Source organism: Escherichia sp. WS1265 (assembly GCF_046487585.1).
In the GTDB taxonomy this organism is placed as follows: Bacteria; Pseudomonadota; Gammaproteobacteria; order Enterobacterales; family Enterobacteriaceae; genus Escherichia; species Escherichia coli.
The window spans coordinates 54,834-68,561 of sequence record NZ_JBJQJE010000001.1; the positions used below are offsets into that span (position 1 = coordinate 54,834).

Annotated in this window: 16 protein-coding genes; 9 read left to right on the forward strand and 7 right to left on the reverse strand. The window is 48.5% G+C overall.

The window, feature by feature from the left end:
• Positions 1-48: 48 nt before the first annotated feature.
• Positions 49-900, reverse strand: coding sequence for a glyoxalase III HchA (gene hchA / locus ACJHX3_RS00210; RefSeq protein ID WP_000218214.1), 852 nt, complete (start codon positions 898-900; stop codon positions 49-51).
• A 258-nt stretch (positions 901-1,158) separates the two neighbouring features.
• Between hchA and ACJHX3_RS00215 the strand changes: the two genes are divergently transcribed.
• Entirely contained in the window at positions 1,159-1,353 is a 195-nt protein-coding gene (locus tag ACJHX3_RS00215) for a hypothetical protein (protein ID WP_001402296.1), read from the forward strand.
• Between the two features lie 139 nt (positions 1,354-1,492).
• Here the strand turns inward: ACJHX3_RS00215 and ACJHX3_RS00220 are convergent, their stop codons facing one another.
• Positions 1,493-2,566, reverse strand: coding sequence for a porin (locus ACJHX3_RS00220; protein WP_000824364.1), 1,074 nt, complete (start codon positions 2,564-2,566; stop codon positions 1,493-1,495).
• 650 nt (positions 2,567-3,216) lie between these two features.
• On the opposite strand from ACJHX3_RS00220, the gene drpB reads away from it, so the two are divergent.
• From drpB to vsr, 4 genes are all read left to right on the forward strand, one after another.
• Positions 3,217-3,498 (forward strand): cell division protein DrpB, encoded by a 282-nt coding sequence (gene drpB / locus ACJHX3_RS00225; RefSeq protein WP_001352255.1) that lies wholly within the window; start codon positions 3,217-3,219, stop codon positions 3,496-3,498.
• A gap of 39 nt (positions 3,499-3,537) precedes the next feature.
• Positions 3,538-4,233 carry a phosphohydrolase gene (locus ACJHX3_RS00230; RefSeq protein ID WP_000365580.1) on the forward strand — a complete coding sequence of 232 codons (696 nt, stop codon included), beginning with the start codon at positions 3,538-3,540 and terminating at the stop codon, positions 4,231-4,233.
• 66 nt (positions 4,234-4,299) lie between these two features.
• A complete protein-coding gene (gene dcm, locus ACJHX3_RS00235) occupies positions 4,300-5,718 on the forward strand; it encodes a DNA-cytosine methyltransferase (RefSeq protein WP_001157230.1) in 1,419 nt (472 codons plus the stop codon).
• Complete coding sequence (vsr, locus tag ACJHX3_RS00240) at positions 5,699-6,169, forward strand: VSPR family DNA mismatch endonuclease (RefSeq protein ID WP_000786004.1); 471 nt, start codon at positions 5,699-5,701, stop codon at positions 6,167-6,169. The genes dcm and vsr overlap by 20 nt, the downstream gene beginning before the upstream one ends.
• Here the strand turns inward: vsr and yedA are convergent.
• A complete protein-coding gene (gene yedA, locus ACJHX3_RS00245; RefSeq protein WP_001212229.1) occupies positions 6,158-7,078 on the reverse strand; it encodes a drug/metabolite exporter YedA in 921 nt (306 codons plus the stop codon). The two genes, vsr and yedA, sit on opposite strands and share 12 nt — an antisense overlap.
• A gap of 172 nt (positions 7,079-7,250) precedes the next feature.
• Here yedA and ACJHX3_RS00250 point away from each other — a divergent pair, with 172 nt between their 5' ends.
• The 3 genes from ACJHX3_RS00250 to dgcQ all read left to right on the forward strand — a co-directional run bounded on the left by ACJHX3_RS00250 (position 7,251) and on the right by dgcQ (position 10,294).
• Positions 7,251-8,168, forward strand: coding sequence for a DUF808 domain-containing protein (locus ACJHX3_RS00250; protein WP_000922683.1), 918 nt, complete (start codon positions 7,251-7,253; stop codon positions 8,166-8,168).
• 78 nt (positions 8,169-8,246) lie between these two features.
• Complete coding sequence (locus tag ACJHX3_RS00255) at positions 8,247-8,429, forward strand: YodC family protein (protein WP_000009307.1); 183 nt, start codon at positions 8,247-8,249, stop codon at positions 8,427-8,429.
• A gap of 170 nt (positions 8,430-8,599) precedes the next feature.
• Complete coding sequence (dgcQ, locus tag ACJHX3_RS00260) at positions 8,600-10,294, forward strand: cellulose biosynthesis regulator diguanylate cyclase DgcQ (RefSeq protein ID WP_077887803.1); 1,695 nt, start codon at positions 8,600-8,602, stop codon at positions 10,292-10,294.
• Here dgcQ and ACJHX3_RS00265 read toward each other — a convergent pair.
• Positions 10,291-11,106 (reverse strand): mannosyl-3-phosphoglycerate phosphatase-related protein, encoded by an 816-nt coding sequence (locus ACJHX3_RS00265; protein WP_000491499.1) that lies wholly within the window; start codon positions 11,104-11,106, stop codon positions 10,291-10,293. The genes dgcQ and ACJHX3_RS00265 overlap by 4 nt on opposite strands.
• A 297-nt stretch (positions 11,107-11,403) precedes the next feature.
• Positions 11,404-11,631 (reverse strand): peroxide/acid resistance protein YodD, encoded by a 228-nt coding sequence (gene yodD / locus ACJHX3_RS00270; protein ID WP_000844800.1) that lies wholly within the window; start codon positions 11,629-11,631, stop codon positions 11,404-11,406.
• Positions 11,632-11,793: 162 nt separating this feature from the next.
• On the opposite strand from yodD, the gene dsrB reads away from it, so the two are divergent.
• Positions 11,794-11,982: a protein DsrB gene (gene dsrB, locus ACJHX3_RS00275; RefSeq protein WP_000867217.1), complete on the forward strand. Its 189-nt coding sequence runs from the start codon at positions 11,794-11,796 to the stop codon at positions 11,980-11,982.
• Positions 11,983-12,025: 43 nt separating this feature from the next.
• Here dsrB and rcsA read toward each other — a convergent pair whose 3' ends face one another.
• Both rcsA and fliR read right to left on the reverse strand, forming a co-directional pair.
• Positions 12,026-12,649, reverse strand: coding sequence for a transcriptional regulator RcsA (rcsA, locus tag ACJHX3_RS00280; protein WP_000103994.1), 624 nt, complete (start codon positions 12,647-12,649; stop codon positions 12,026-12,028).
• Between the two features lie 289 nt (positions 12,650-12,938).
• Positions 12,939-13,724, reverse strand: a complete 786-nt coding sequence (gene fliR / locus ACJHX3_RS00285; RefSeq protein WP_000983992.1) for a flagellar biosynthetic protein FliR — start codon at positions 13,722-13,724, stop codon at positions 12,939-12,941.
• Positions 13,725-13,728: the final 4 nt, after the last annotated feature.

The window sequence follows — 13,728 nt, forward strand, 5'->3', positions numbered from 1 at the left end:
TAACGTGGCTGCGATTGATTATGCGCTTACATTCATACGTAACAGGGATTAACCCGCATAAGCTGCCAGCATTTCCTGCGCCGCCAGTTTACCCAACGCATTCGCTGCGAAAGGACTGTCGCCGGTGAGAACTTTACGGTCCTTATGTACTCGCCCAGTGATGTCGTCATTAATAATGTTCATGCCCATTTTCTTCAGCTCTTCGCCGAAGTACCAGGTGAGATGACCCGGCATATAGCCTATCTCTGGCGTTTGTTTGTCTGCGGCGTCTGGGAATGCGCAAATGGAATAACCATTCAGTGGGTTATCGCCGTGGCGAAGCGCCAGAAAAGCCGCCGGGCCGTGGCAAAGGGAGATAACGAAACGGTCATTTTTGATTGCCCACTGTAAAGCGGCAGCTACGTCCTGGCTTTCAGGTAAACCAATAAGTGCGCCATGACCACCAGGAACAAAGATTGCTGCATATTCGCTATCAGCGTTGAGGCTGGCGACAACATCCGCGAGTTTCTTCGGATTGCGGAACAACGATTTATGCTGCTCAAAGAATGGCATTACTTTTTCATCTTTGTGCGGCATAGCCCAGTATTCAAACTTGGTCATCAGACCGGAAATGGTCGCCACTTCGAATTCGAAACCTGCAGCATGGAGATGATACAACGGCAGCAACGTTTCAATCGGATGGTTACCGGTCGAGAACAGTTTCCCGTTATCGGTCGGCAAATAACGTTCGTCCGCGGCGATCACCAGAATTTTATGTTTACCGCGATACGGTTTTGGATAGTCCACGCCATCAAGATCAGAGACAGGACTGGTATATTGGCTAAGCGAATATTCTGAAGGGAAGAATGCATTATCTTCAGCAATATCGACCTGCGGATTTTTACTTGTTTGAACAGTCATAGTGTATTCCTTATTGTTGCTTAGTTAGGGTAGTCACTATATTTGCGACTGAGCTGGTCGCTATTTTTAACCAGGCTGGAAAATTGAGTCAATATATCGAAAGCGGTAGTCGGCGGGTGTAAGTATGTAATGATGATGCTGCACTGGTGTTGAATATTATTCACGCCAAATTTTCCTTATTGAGCAACGTCGTCGCAAGTGGCCTCAATGATTTTAGACCATTATCAGAGGTACGGGGCGGCGGGGAGAGATTTAGTGATGTGGAATATTGTGGTGCTGATGAATATTTATATCCCGGATTGGTGGAGAAAAAGCTTTTTCCATGCACTTTTTTTGCAAAAATTTCTATATGGGAGGCGTGTTTGTTGCGGGTTAATTCATAAAGAAATGTATTTGGAGTGTTGGCTGGATGAGTCGCTGGTAGATGTTATTGTGCCAGCAGGGGCAGGGTAAGGTACTGTATCGATATGCTTTGGCAATTGCGTGTGCCGGAGATGGAGATGAAATGCCAATAAAAAAGCCTGAGTTCGATGAGGGACGAACTCAGGCTAGTGTTAAGTTTTACAGTAACACGCCGCGGCGAGTTGGCTGATTAGAACTGGTAGACGATACCAACTGCAAACTGGTCATCAGTTGCGGCATCGGTAATCGCTGCATCGTCTTTATCCAGCAGGTTAAACTTGTATGCTGTGTAGACGTTCATGTTCTTATTGAAGTAGTACCAGGTACCAACTTCGATATAATTTACGCGGTCAGCATCAACACCTTTATGTCCATCACGAGCATAAAGATCTTTGCCTTTGGAATATACGTAGCCTAAAGACGGACGTAAACCGAAGTCGAACTGATACTGTACAACAGCTTCAAAGTTTTGGGTTTTATTTGCAAAATGATCATTAGCCAAAACGGTCATGTTGCGGGTTTCACCGTACATCATTGCTGCATAGATATTATTTGCATCATACTTGGCTGCTAATGACCACACTTCAGCGTTATCACCGTAGCCGTCACTAGCTTGTTCATTAGTACGATCAGATTTGCTATATGCACCTACAAAACCAAAACCTTCGATGTTGTAGTCTACAGACAACGCATAGCCATCACCGTTTTGTTTAGTAACGCCACGATTGCTGTTCTTACCTTGATATTGCACAGCAAAATTCAGACCATCAACCAGACCAAAGAAATCAGAGTTACGGTAGGTTGCAACACCGTTGGTACGACCGTTCATGAAGTTGTCAGCGGAAGCCCAGGAATCACCACCCCATTCAACTAACATATCGGTATAAGCTGCGGCATCATAAGCAACACCGTAGTTACGACCATAGTCGAAAGATCCTAACTCGTTATATTTCAAACCTGCGAAGGTTAAACGAGTTTTTTCCTGATTAGAGCCTTCGGGCTTGCTGGCGTCGAGGTTGTATTCAAACTGACCAAAACCAGTCAGTTCGCTGGTGATTTGTGTTTCACCTTTAACACCGAAACGAGCATAGGAGGTATCTTCGTTTTCGCTGTTATTATCATCAGTATTTGACCAGATGCGTTCGCCAACCATCTTGCCGTAGAAATCAACTTTATTGCCATCTTTATTATAAATTTCAGCCGCATTTGCTGCGCCAGCAACTAATAACGCCGGGACCAGCATTGCCAGAACTTTTCTTTTCATTATGTATTCCCTTGTGATTATAATCTTCATGAATATATCAATAAGTGCCGTTATCCAAAAAAAAGCACATTTGGATACTATTCTATGAAGTTCATTTTATTTTAAAGATTACATGTAACAAATGTATTTAAAAGATTTCAAAATGTTTCTAATCTATTTAATATAATTCAGAATTATGAATTCTAAATATAAATATTCATGAAAATTATAAATGTATATCAATATGTTATGAGTTGAGCGGAAACATAGGGGGTATCAATGATTGTTGCGCCAAACGGCTGGTGTGATCAGGCGCACATTAATGAAGGCATAAAAAAAAGCCGGCATCATGCCGGCCCAAAAAATATAAACAAGACGATAAAAGTCTAATAACGGAAGCATCATGACACAGAATAATAAAAAGGTATAATTGTAATCAGTGCTAATATATTGATTAAATGAATTAATAAAGCCGATATCAAAGATAAATAAAATCGCTCAAAACGATTTTTCCTGTATTCACTGCCGTTGCGCAAAAATTATCTATTTGTTCAAAAAATGAGTGAGTCTTGACTGGCTCATCCAATGTGGAAAAATGTGACTTTTATCACATAATAGTACTAAGTCTGAATTTTCCGGGTTATCTCAAAATGGAATACGGTTCGACAAAGATGGAAGAGAGACTCTCTCGCAGCCCTGGTGGCAAACTGGCTTTGTGGGCTTTTTATACATGGTGTGGCTATTTCGTCTGGGCAATGGCGCGTTACATCTGGGTGATGAGCCGGATCCCCGATGCCCCCGTGTCGGGATTTGAAAGCGATTTAGGCTCTACCGCGGGAAAGTGGTTAGGGGCACTGGTCGGATTTTTATTTATGGCTCTGGTCGGGGCATTGTTAGGCAGCATTGCCTGGTACACCCGAACTCGTCCCGCACGTAGCAGACGCTATGAATAAAAACTGCTAAGGTGGCTACTCTTTGGCAACGGAGCGCGTATGGACTTACAACACTGGCAGGCACAGTTCGAAAACTGGTTGAAAAACCATCATCAGCACCAGGACGCGGCCCATGACGTGTGTCATTTTCGCCGCGTCTGGGCTACGGCACAGAAGCTGGCGGCAGATGACGACGTCGATATGCTGGTGATTTTAACCGCCTGTTATTTTCACGATATTGTGAGCCTGGCGAAAAATCATCCGCAAAGGCAGCGTTCTTCAATCCTGGCAGCAGAAGAGACGCGTCGCCTGCTCCGTGAAGAGTTCGTGCAATTTCCGGCGGAGAAAATTGAGGCCGTTTGTCATGCCATTGCCGCTCACAGTTTCAGCGCGCAAATCGCCCCCTTAACCACGGAAGCTAAAATCGTCCAGGATGCAGATCGGCTGGAAGCCCTGGGAGCGATTGGCCTGGCGCGCGTGTTTGCCGTTTCAGGGGCATTGGGCGTGGCGCTGTTTGATGGTGAAGATCCGCTCGCACAGCATCGCCCGCTTGATGATAAACGCTACGCGCTGGATCATTTCCAGACTAAGTTGCTGAAGCTACCGCAAACCATGCAAACCGCAAGAGGCAAGCAGCTGGCGCAGCACAACGCGCATTTTTTAGTCGAGTTTATGGCGAAGCTCAGTGCCGAACTGGCGGGGGAGAATGAAGGTGTCGATCACAAGGTGATAGATGCGTTTTCATCCGCTGGCTGAGCGCGTGGCCCTAAATGGCTGTAATTATGTTAACCTGTCGGCCATCTCAGATGGCCGGTGAAATCTATGCAGGAAAATATATCAGTAACCGATTCATACAGCACCGGGAATGCCGCACAGGCAATGCTGGAGAAACTGCTGCAAATTTATGATGTTAAAACGCTGGTGGCGCAGCTTAATGGTGTGGGTGAGAATCACTGGAGCGCGGCAATTTTAAAACGTGCGCTGGCGAATGACTCGGCATGGCACCGTTTAAGTGAGAAAGAGTTCGCCCATCTGCAAACGTTGTTACCCAAACCACCGGCACATCATCCGCATTATGCGTTTCGCTTTATCGATCTATTTGCCGGAATTGGCGGCATCCGTCGCGGTTTTGAATCGATTGGCGGACAATGCGTGTTTACCAGCGAATGGAACAAACATGCGGTACGCACTTATAAAGCCAATCATTATTGCGACCCGGCGACGCATCATTTTAATGAAGATATCCGCGACATCACCCTCAGCCATAAAGAAGGCGTGAGTGATGAGGCGGCGGCGGAACATATTCGTAAACACATTCCTGAACACGATGTTTTACTGGCCGGTTTCCCTTGTCAGCCATTTTCGCTGGCTGGCGTATCGAAAAAGAACTCGCTCGGGCGGGCGCACGGTTTTGCCTGCGATACTCAGGGCACGCTGTTCTTTGATGTGGTGCGCATTATCGACGCGCGTCGTCCGGCGATGTTTGTGCTCGAAAACGTCAAAAACCTGAAAAGCCACGACCAGGGTAAAACGTTCCGCATCATCATGCAGACGCTGGACGAACTGGGCTATGACGTGGCTGATGCAGAAGATAACGGGCCGGACGATCCGAAAATCATCGATGGTAAACATTTTCTGCCGCAGCACCGTGAACGCATCGTGCTGGTGGGTTTTCGTCGCGATCTTAATCTGAAAGCCGATTTTACTCTGCGTGATATCAGCGAATGTTTCCCTGCACAGCGAGTGACGCTGGCGCAGCTGCTGGACCCGATGGTCGAGGCGAAATATATCCTGACGCCGGTGCTGTGGAAGTACCTCTATCGTTATGCGAAAAAACATCAGGCGCGCGGTAACGGCTTCGGTTATGGAATGGTCTATCCTAACAATCCGCAAAGCGTCACGCGTACGCTGTCTGCGCGTTATTACAAAGATGGCGCGGAAATTTTAATCGATCGCGGCTGGGATATGGCCACGGGTGAGAAAGACTTTGACGATCCGCTGAATCAGCAACATCGTCCACGTCGGTTAACGCCTCGGGAATGCGCGCGCTTAATGGGTTTTGAAGCGCCGGGAGAAGCGAAATTCCGCATTCCGGTTTCGGACACTCAGGCCTATCGCCAGTTCGGTAACTCGGTGGTCGTGCCGGTCTTTGCCGCGGTGGCAAAACTGCTTGAGCCAAAAATCAAACAGGCGGTGGCGTTGCGTCAGCAAGAGGCACAACATGGCCGACGTTCACGATAAGGCCACTCGCAGCAAAAATATGCGCGCGATTGCCACGCGTGATACGGCGATAGAGAAGCGCCTCGCCAGTCTGTTAACCGGGCAGGGCCTGGCATTTCGCGTTCAGGACGCCAGTCTGCCCGGACGCCCGGATTTTGTCGTTGATGAATATCGCTGCGTGATATTTACCCACGGCTGCTTCTGGCATCATCATCACTGCTATCTGTTTAAAGTGCCTGCGACTCGAACCGAGTTCTGGCTGGAGAAGATAGGTAAAAATGTTGAACGCGATCGCCGCGATATCAGTCGTTTGCAGGAACTCGGCTGGCGCGTATTGATTGTCTGGGAGTGTGCATTACGTGGGCGCGAGAAGCTGACGGATGAAGCGCTTAGCGAGCGTCTGGAAGAGTGGATCTGCGGCGAAGGTGCCAGCGCGCAGATCGACACGCAGGGGATTCATTTACTCGCTTGATGCGTCCTGAATAACTGGCGCAACTACGGGGTTTGCCGGGAAGAGATATTTTCCCAACGTGACCAGTACCACCGCGAAGACAATTACGCCGAGCGCCAGCCATTCAATCTTCGACAGCGTTTCTCCGCCCAGTCCCGTACCCAGCAAGACCGCGACCACCGGGTTAACGTAGGCGTAGCTGGTGGCGAGAGCCGGACTGACGTTGCGGATTAAATACATATAAGCGTTAATGGCGATAATCGAACCAAACAGCGCCAGATAGCCGACCGCAAGGAAGCCTGAAAGGGAAGGGAGTGCCGTCAGTTTTTCACCTGCAATCATCGACGCGATCATTAACACCACGCCTGCCGCCAGCATCTCAATCGCACCCGCCATCATCCCTACAGGTAAGGTAATGCGCGAGCCATAAACCGAGCCAAACGCCCAGCTAATCGAGCCGATTAAAATCAGAATCGCGCCCCACGGATTGCCGCTTAAATTTCCACCGCTATTGAGCATGATGATTCCGGCAAGCCCAATGGCAATACCCACCCATTCCAGTTTGCGCGTTTTAATGCCAAACAGGCGGCTGAAGCACAGGGTAAAGAGGGGCACGGTTGCAACCACTACGGCGGCGATGCCGGAAGGAACATTTTGATGTTCGGCAACCGTCACCATGCCATTACCGACAGCCAGCAATAACAGGCCAATCAGCGCGGCATTGAGCAGCGGACGTAGCGGGGGGAGTTTGTGTCCGCGCAGTAGCAAAAATGCCAGCAATAAAATACCGGCTGCCAGGAATCGAACGCCTGCCATCATTAACGGAGGCCAGCTTTCCACGCCAATCCGAATGACAAAATAGGTTGAGCCCCAAATGATATACAACGCAAACAGCGCGCCAAAAAGCGGTAACAACTGGCGGAAACGCATAATCCCTCACGGTGGAAATAAAAAGGTGGTTCATAGTAAACGTGAAAATCATTCTGCTGGCGAGAGATATAATTGCACTTGATTGTTAAAAAAATGTTGACCTGTGAAGCAAGTATCAGAGCTGCCGTTTTTGCTTCATACTTACACCCTTCAACAATAAAAATGAGAGGGAATGCTTTTGGCCGGGAGTAGTTTACTGACGTTGCTCGATGATATCGCCACTCTACTGGACGATATCTCCGTGATGGGCAAACTGGCGGCGAAGAAAACCGCCGGTGTATTAGGGGATGACTTATCGCTCAATGCGCAACAAGTTTCAGGCGTGCGGGCCAACCGGGAACTTCCCGTGGTCTGGGGCGTGGCGAAAGGATCGCTGATCAATAAAGTGATTCTGGTGCCGCTGGCGCTGATCATCAGTGCGTTTATCCCGTGGGCGATTACGCCACTGTTGATGATTGGCGGCGCGTTTCTCTGCTTTGAAGGGGTAGAGAAAGTGCTGCATATGCTGGAGGCGCGTAAACATAAAGAAGATCCGGCGCAGAGTCAGCAGCGTCTGGAGAAGCTGGCGGCGCAGGATCCGCTGAAGTTTGAAAAGGACAAAATAAAAGGGGCGATTCGTACCGATTTTATATTGTCTGCGGAAATCGTCGCCATCACGCTGGGGATTGTGGCCGAAGCGCCGTTGCTTAATCAGGTGCTGGTGCTTTCAGGCATCGCGCTGGTAGTGACCGTGGGCGTCTACGGTCTGGTAGGGGTTATCGTTAAGATTGATGACCTGGGGTATTGGCTGGCGGAAAAATCCAGCGCGCTGATGCAGGCATTAGGTAAAGGGTTATTGATCATTGCGCCCTGGCTGATGAAAGCGTTATCAATTGTAGGCACGCTGGCGATGTTCCTCGTCGGCGGTGGGATTGTGGTACATGGAATTGCGCCGCTGCATCACGCCATTGAACATTTCGCCGGGCAGCAAAGTGCAGTGGTGGCGATGATATTACCGACTGTTTTAAATCTGATTCTTGGATTTATCATCGGCGGCATAGTGGTGCTGGGAGTGAAAGCCGTAGCGAAAATGCGCGGTCAGGCACATTAATACTCGCACAGGCTATTATGCAAAATTCGCCATCTTCAACTAAGGTGAACAAGTTTCACTCGAAAAAAGGAGGCGAGTATGAGCTTTATGGTTAGTGAGGAAGTTACGGTTAAAGAGGGCGGCCCGCGGATGATTGTCACTGGATACTCCAGCGGTATGGTTGAGTGTCGTTGGTATGACGGTTACGGGGTCAAGCGGGAAGCTTTTCATGAAACCGAGCTTGTTCCGGGGGAGGGGAGTCGTTCTGCGGAAGAAGTTTGAAAGGGTATCATTAAGACCAGGCCGGATCACATCCGGCCTGGTGTGCCAATGCCGGCAATGAATGATAGTCGCGTCTTATCGTGCCACCATTATAAAATTATCGCTGTTTTGCGGTACGCTATCGCCAGGTTATGCCAGAATCATAAAAAAGCAGGTTGGGAGTCGTCAGGGTGCAGCACGAGACAAAAATGGAAAACCAGAGCTGGTTGAAAAAACTCGCACGCCGCCTGGGGCCTGGTCATGTCGTTAATCTCTGCTTTATCGTGGTATTGCTTTTTTCCACCTTGCTCACCTTGCGTGAAGTAGTGGTGCTGGAAGATGCCTATATCTCCAGCCAGCGTAATCATCTGGAAAACGTAGCCAACGCGCTCGATAAGCATTTGCAGTATAACGTCGACAAACTGATCTTTTTGCGTAATGGCATGCGCGAAGCTCTCGTAGCGCCACTGGATTTCACCTCTCTGCGTAATGCTGTAACCGAGTTCGAACAGCATCGCGACGAGCACGCCTGGCAAATTGAACTCAACCGACGACGCATCCTGTCAGTCAATGGCGTATCGGATGCATTAGTCAGCGAGGGGAATCTCCTGTCTCGCGAAAATGAAAGCCTCGACAATGAAATTACCGCTGCACTGGAAGTTGGTTACTTGCTGCGACTGGCGCACAACACCTCGTCGATGGTTGAACAGGCGATGTATGTCTCGCGTGCCGGATTTTACGTTTCGACGCAGCCGACCTTGTTTACGCGCAATGTACCAACGCGTTATTACGGCTATGTCACCCAACCCTGGTTTATCGGCCATTCGCAACGAGAAAATCGTCACCGCGCAGTACGCTGGTTTACTTCGCAACCGGAACACGCCAGCAATACTGAACCGCAGGTTACCGTCAGTGTTCCAGTAGACAGTAATAACTACTGGTATGGCGTGCTGGGGATGAGTATTCCCGTGCGTACCATGCAGCAATTTTTAAGAAACGCCATCGATAAAAACCTCGATGGTGAGTATCAGCTCTATGACAGTAAGCTGAGATTTTTGACCTCTTCCAATCCTGACCATCCAACAGGGAATATTTTTGATCCTCGTGAACTGGCCTTGCTGGCGCAGGCGATGGAACATGACACGCGGGGCGGCATTCGTATGGACAGTCGCTATGTTAGCTGGGAACGTCTGGACCATTTCGACGGTGTGCTGGTGCGCGTCCATACGTTAAGCGAAGGCGTGCGCGGCGATTTCGGCAGTATCAGCATTGCATTAACCCTGCTGTGGGCGCTCTTTACCACCATGTTACTCATCTCCTGGTATGTGATTCGCCGGATGGTTAGCAACATGTATGTTCTGCAAAGCTCGTTGCAGTGGCAGGCGTGGCACGACACCTTAACGCGTTTATATAACCGTGGCGCACTGTTCGAAAAAGCCCGTCCGCTCGCTAAATTGTATCAGACGCACCAACATCCTTTTTCTGTCATTCAGGTCGATCTTGACCATTTTAAAGCGATTAATGACCGCTTTGGTCATCAGGCGGGCGACCGTGTTCTTTCTCATGCTGCCGGATTAATTAGCAGTTCCTTGCGTGCGCAGGACGTTGCCGGGCGGGTCGGTGGTGAGGAGTTTTGTGTGATTCTGCCAGGCGCGAGTCTGACGGAGGCTGCGGAAGTCGCAGAACGTATTCGCCTGAAGTTAAATGAAAAAGAGATGTTGATTGCTAAGAGTACGACGATACGCATCAGTGCCTCGCTGGGGGTAAGTAGCAGCGAGGAAACCGGTGATTATGATTTTGAACAACTCCAGTCACTGGCTGACCGTCGACTTTATCTCGCTAAACAGGCCGGGCGTAATCGGGTATGCGCGAGCGATAACGCTTAACGGGCGGAGAAAAAATGGTCCAGCCCTTCACCCCAGCCTTCCGGTCCTTCACGCTGCGTTCGCCAGACGCGGGCCGGATCCTCATCATGCAGATGCACCCCTTCACGGTTTAGCCCTTTCACAATCACCGCGTAATCCATTACCTCCAGTAAGGGCGCATCGTTTGGCCCATCGCCCAGGCCAAGTGTGGTTGGGCGTTTGCCTGACAATTGTTGATAGGTCGCGATAATCCAGTTGGCAGCCTGATCTTTTCCGGCAGAGGCATCCAGTACGTGCCAGAAGCGCGCACCCTGCATAAACTGTAAGCCCAGTTCGTTCAGACGAGCGGTAAATTGTGCCATACGCTCGTCACTGTCGCGCCAGATTAGCGTTACCGACGCCTCATGCAGCTGCGTCAGCGCCGCCTGGCTACGGCTTAATCCCGTCCATTCGGCGATGGTTGCATCGTCGACATCATCGAAAGTCGTGAATTTAAAATGTTCTTTCTCGCGTAGCGTATTTAAAACCTGGCTGATTTCGCCATGGCTAATACCTGAGATGATGCGTGGAAAACCGTCTATATCCTGCCATTGTTCAGCAAGCTGGATCACTGCGCCATTTTCGGCAATCAGCGGTAACCCTTGTAGCCCCAACGTTTTTTGCAAGTACAGCATTTCCGCTGAAGTTTTACTGCTACAGAGAATGACGGGAACATTCGCTTCGCGTAAACGGCTGAGCCAGGGGGCAGCCGGTTGCCAGTCATAACTATGACTGTCCAGCAGGGTGCCATCAAGATCGCTAAAAACCAGTAGTGGTTGTTGAATTGAAAACATGGTCGCGCAGTTCTCCCCTTACCAGGATGATTCTCAAAACAGCACAAATAATCAAAGATGATTTTTTCGGGAGCGATCCCGTTGACGCCAGAGCCACCAAGGGGTGACGCACGTCACATTTCTATTCATAAGTAGCGTTAATCATTCATATCGCGAATATTTTCTTGTCAGCGAAAAAAATTGCGGATAAGGTGATGAACACATCAGATTTCCTGGTGTAACGAATTTTTTAAGTGCTTCTTGCTTAAGCAAGTTTCATCCCGACCCCCTCAGGGTCGGGATTTTTTTATTGTGCATTCAACGATTCACTTCAGAGACGCTGAAGTCATGAATATCCAGTTCGAAGGCATCCGCCAATTCACGCCATGTATGATATTCACGTCCATCGACGCTAACGTGTTCAGAATCGTTCTGGCTGCGATGAACTTCGCTTTCGCTAATTTCATTGATCGCCGCCAGCAGGGCATCGACATCGACGCTGACCTCACGTTTTGCGGTATCGCTGTACTCTTTTGCGGTTTTCATCATCTTTCCTCGCAACCGTTACTCTGTTGTTGCCGCCAGTCGTTAAGTCCGCCTGGCATCTCTTAAGTATAGACCGTCGAGAAAATCAGCACTCGCGCGCGCCTGGCGCTGCCAGAAAAACGAAATTGTTCTACACTGGCACAAAGCCACAGGAGGAAAACGATGAAGGTGAATGATCGGGTAACAGTCAAAACGGATGGCGGTCCGCGTCGTCCTGGCGTGGTACTGGCAGTTGAGGAGTTTAGTGAAGGCACAATGTACCTGGTTTCGCTGGAAGACTACCCGCTCGGCATCTGGTTCTTTAATGAAGCAGGGCATCAGGACGGTATCTTTGTGGAGAAAGCAGAGTAATCTTATTCAGCCTGACTGGTGGGAAACCACCAGTCAGAATGTGTTAGCGCATGTTGACAAAAATACCATTAGTCACATTATCCGTCAGTCGGACGACATGGTAGATAACCTGTTTATTATGCGTTTTGATCTTACGTTTAATATTACCTTTATGCGATGAAACGGTCTTGGCTTTGATATTCATTTGGTCAGAGATTTGAATGGTTCCCTGACCTGCCATCCACATTCGCAACATACTCGATTCGGTTCGGCTCAATGATAACGTCGGCATATTTAAAAAAGAGGTTATCGTTGTCTCTTTTTTCAGAATATCGCCAAGGATATCGTCGAGAGATTCCGGTTTAATCGATTTAGAACTGATCAATAAATTTTTTCTGACCAATAGATATTCATCAAAATGAACATTGGCAATTGCCATAAAAACGATAAATAACGTATTGGGATGTTGATTAATGATGTGCTTGATGCGCTGACTGTTAGAAGCATCATGGATGAAACAGTCCTCATTAATAAACACCACTGAAGGGCGCTGTGAATCACAAGCTATGGCAAGGTCATCAACGGTTTCAATGTCGTTGATTTCTCTTTTTTTAACCCCTCTACTCAACAGATACCCGGTTAAACCTAGTCGGGTGTAACTACATAAATCCATAATAATCGTTGACATGGCATACCCTCACTCAATGCGTAACGATAATTCCCCTTACCTGAATATTTCATCATGACTAAACGGAACAACATGGGTCACCTAATGCGCCACTCTCGCGATTTTTCAGGCGGACTTACTATCCCGTAAAGTGTTGTATAATTTGCCTGGAATTGTCTTAAAGTAAAGTAAATGTTGCGATATGTGAGTGAGCTTAAAACAAATATTTCGCCACAGGAGTATCCTGGAAGATGTTCGCAGGTATTATTTTTCGGATAATCCTTAGGATAACATGATAAACGTTACGGAATTATATTAATGGCAATTCACTAATAATATCAGCCAGCAAATTAAAAATTTCACTGAATAAATGTTCGCAAAAAGGCGCAATTAACGGCATTAATGCCGCCATTAAAGAGATACCGACAGTCAGAGTTAATGGAAATCCAATAACAAAAATGGATAATTGCGGGGCCATACGATTCAGTAAACCTAATGCCAGATTCAGGGTCAGCAGCAGAGTAATGAGCGGTAACGCCAGCATCAGCCCGTTAAGGAAAATCAAACTCCCCGCTTTGGTGAGTGCCAGAAACGCATTGCTGTTCAACGGTTCGCCACCAATTGGCAGGGTGTGAAAGGTATCGACCAGCAGTGAAATCAACCATAAATGACCGTTAAATGTCAGGAACAGCAGTAACGCCAGCATATCCATGATACGCGCTAAAACGGGCATATTGAGATGGCTGGCTGGATCGACAAACGTCGCAAATGACAGCCCCATTTGCAGACCGATAATTTCGCCAGCGGTTCGCACAGCGGCAAAGGCAAATTGCATGGTAAAACCAAGCGCAACGCCGATCAGGATCTGCTGCACGGCCAGCCACAGAGCAAAGAACGAAAAAACAGGAACATCGTTGGCAGGTAATGATGGGGCAATAGCGAACGTGATCATCATTGCCAGACCCAGTTTTACCCGTTTCGGCACGCTGCGTTCGCTCAGAATTGGCGCGGTAGAAATGAGCGCCAGCACGCGCAGTAACGGCCAGAAGTAGAGGCTTAACCAGGAAAGCCATTGATCGCTTGTCACCTGCATCATTGTA